This is a genomic window from Thiospirillum jenense (assembly GCF_014145225.1).
Classification (GTDB): Bacteria; Pseudomonadota; Gammaproteobacteria; order Chromatiales; family Chromatiaceae; genus Thiospirillum; species Thiospirillum jenense.
Map to the genome: position 1 here is coordinate 1 of NZ_JABVCQ010000063.1, position 3,450 is coordinate 3,450.

General features: G+C 48.9%; 3 protein-coding genes. 2 read left to right on the top strand and 1 reads right to left on the bottom strand.

Going from position 1 to position 3,450, the window contains the following annotated elements; translation table 11 throughout:
• On the top strand, positions 1-1,078 hold a 1,078-nt coding region (locus HUK38_RS15285; protein ID WP_476718485.1), incomplete at its 5' end, for a phosphoribosyltransferase.
• Positions 1,075-2,382, top strand: a complete 1,308-nt coding sequence (locus tag HUK38_RS14400; RefSeq protein WP_182585020.1) for a DNA-processing protein DprA — start codon at positions 1,075-1,077, stop codon at positions 2,380-2,382. The genes HUK38_RS15285 and HUK38_RS14400, both read left to right, overlap by 4 nt.
• An 84-nt stretch (positions 2,383-2,466) precedes the next feature.
• Here the strand turns inward: HUK38_RS14400 and HUK38_RS14405 are convergent.
• A partial coding sequence (locus HUK38_RS14405; protein WP_202985574.1) for a type ISP restriction/modification enzyme occupies positions 2,467-3,450 on the bottom strand: 984 nt, incomplete at its 5' end.

The window sequence follows — 3,450 nt, forward strand, 5'->3', positions numbered from 1 at the left end:
TTATTATCAACAGGTCGGGCGCGCCGGCCGTGCATTAGATGCGGCGTATGGCGTATTACTCAGTGGTCAGGAAGACGCCGATATTAACGATTTCTTTATTAGCAGCGCATTTCCAACACAGGCGGAAGTGGCGCAGGTTATTAATGAATTGGAACGCCGGCCGCGTGGTTTATCAGTGCCGGAATTAGAAGCCAACGTGAATATCAGTCGTGGGCGGATTCAAAAAACGCTCGATTTATTGGCATTAGAATCGCCGGCGCCGGTCGTGAAATTAGATCATAAATGGCAATTAACTGCGACGCACATTAACCCAACATTTTGGGCGCGAGCCGAGCGCTTAACGGCATTACGGCGAATTGAACAGCAGCAAATGCAACAATACGTTGATTTAATAACTGGACACATGGCGTTTTTAATTCGCGCATTGGATGGCGAGCCGTCAATTGCGCAATTGCCCGCGTTGCCGCCATTACCGACGAGCGCGTCACCCGCGCTGGTACGCGCAGCCGTCGCCTTTTTGCGGCGCTCCAGTTTGACGTTAGAACCGCGCAAAAAATGGGCAAATGGTCGCACAATCGCGGCAAATGAACGCCTAGAACCCGGACGGGCGCTGTGCCGCTGGCGAGATGCCGGTTGGGGTGAATTGGTTTTTTATGGCAAATATCGTGATCAGCAATTCGCGGATGAATTGGTGAACGCCTGCGTTACAACAGTGCGCAATTGGCAACCAACGCCCGCCCCGACGTGGGTGACGTGCATTCCGTCGCTGCGCCGCCCCGCTTTGGTGCCGGATTTTGCGCGGCGCGTGGCGCAGGCGCTGGGGTTGCCATTTCACGCCGTGTTGCGCAAAACCACTGATCGCCCGGAGCAGAAAACAATGGCGAACAGCGCACAACAGGCCGCTAACGTCGCCGATTCGCTGGCAATTTGCGCACCCGTGCCGCCGGGCGCGGTGTTGCTATTAGACGACATGGTGGACTCGCGCTGGACGCTCACCGTCGCTGCGAGTGTGTTACGTCGTCACGGTAGCGGCGTGGTTTATCCATTCGTATTGGCACTCACGGGGCACACCGCATGACCACGCTGTCATTAAATACCCAAGCGATTTTATTATTCACCGCGCCGCTATTGATCGGGCGCAATTCACCCGCTGCCGATGTATTAACGCCGAAAGAATATCGCCAATTAGTCAAATTATTAAAAACGCATCGTTATCAGCCGGGTGATTTGCTCACATCAGCCGCCAGTGCGCTGTACCAATTATTAGGCGATCAATTCAATACAGCGCGGTTAGAATCATTATTAGCGCGAGGATTTCAATTAAGCCAAGCGGTTGAACGCTGGCACAGTCGGGCATTATGGGTCATTAGTCGTGCCGATGAAAACTATCCACACTGCTTAAAAGAACGGCTCAAAGATCACGCGCCGGCGATTCTCTACGGGTGCGGTGATCAGCAATTATTAAACAGCGGTGGATTAGCGGTGGTTGGTTCGCGGCAGGTGAATGACACGTTAATTGAATACACCGAACACATTGGGCAATTGACGGCGCAGGCGGGGCAGATGCTTATTTCGGGTGGTGCGCGTGGAATAGATCAAGCGGCTATGCGCGGGGCATTAGCGGCGGGCGGGCGGGTCATTGGTGTTGCGGCGGATAATTTGGAACGAGCGGCGCTCAATCCTGAGAATCGTCATTTATTGTTAGACCATCAATTATTATTGGTATCGCCCTATGATCCCGCGGCCGGTTTTAATGTCGGGAATGCGATGCAGCGCAATAAACTCATTTATGCGTTGGCGACGGCAGCATTAGTTGTGCATTCAGATTATAAAACCGGCGGCACTTGGGCGGGTGCCATTGAGCAATTGCAAAAATACCGTTTTATTCCGATTTATGTGCGCGTTCCTGATGAACCCGTGCCGGGATTGCAGGCATTACAACAGGCGGGCGCGGTGCCGTGGCCGAATCCAATGACGCTGAATGAATTGACGGCGATATTGCAGGGTGTTGATTCGCCCACTTCATTCAATAAAAACGATGCTGATAATACCATTGTTAATTCAAGCGGCGTCCCGCCTGTTTTATTAGAGAGCACGGAACACCCTGCCGCGGCCGCATCATTACCGATAAGCGCAGCGTGCATGTCTAATTCTGCTGAGGAATTGTTTGCAACCGTGCGACTGTTAATGACGCGGCTTACGGTGCCGAAAACAGAGAGTGAGATCGCTCAAGAATTGAATGTGTCAAAAACGCAGGTAAAACAGTGGCTTGAGCGTTTAGTGGCTGAAGGTGTATTAAAAAAAAGCGCCCGTCCGGTGCGTTATCAAGCAACACACGACCTGTCTAAAAAACACAATCAACTAGGATTAATTTTAGATTAGATAGCGCGTTCAGAGTTTTAAAAAGACGTTTTGTTATTTAACAAAAATGATTAGCGGATAAACCATTTTGACGAGCTTAAAAAACTACCAACGTAATTGCGCTAATTGCTGCATTTTATTCACCGTCGCCACGCTCACCCGGCACACTCGCGCTAATAACTCAATCACCTGCTCTTTATAATCGGCGAATTGATAAGTATTAAATTGCGCCCGAATCGTCGGGTCTTTGGGCGGGCGTTCTTTGTATTGATCTAATACCCATTCCAATGCCGTGCGCGTGCCGAGTTGGTATTCCCAAGCACTGGCGGGAATTTCCATTAACGTCGTCGCGCTGTCTATTTCAATCGTGCCGTCCGTTTTATTCGCTTTTAACCGACATTTGGGCGGCATTTTTATTTCCTGCTCTACCCGTTTTAATGGCCACGGCGGCACGGTTTCAAACTCAGCATGTAATTGCACCAATTCACCACCAATGCGCGACCATGCCCAAAAATCGGGATGTGTTGGAATACGCGGGAATTCACTTTTCAAATTAAGCGCGAATTGTTGCCGATAGCGCGAATCGTGCAAGACGGCATAGACATAATCAAAAATTGCCCACTTGGTAATGGTGGTGTCGTGATAGCGTTGTTGAAAATAGTTTAATGACCAATCAGTGATGTTGTCGTGTTGAGTGCCATCATCGGCGTAAATCCATAGCGGAAATAAGCTACTATATCCAAGAAAGTGATAATCTGTTGGAATAGATACTGCCCATAAAGAAAAAGGAATACCGAGCGGAAGTCCGGGCAGAATCATGGTATTATTATTGGCTTTAAGCTGATGTCCATAAATCTGATAATGCAATTTAGTTAAGCGATCATTACATGATTTATCGGCGTAAAAATATTTACGAACAAAAGGGCGCCACAATATTTGCATAATAAACTGTGAATCAAAATAGAGAGGACGATTAATATTTTGTAATGTACTACTCCATTTAATTGAATAATCTGGCTCGCCTGCTGCGACAGATTGATTGAATATACGAATAAAGAATTGGACTTTTTCAACGAGCGTCGTGCGCTT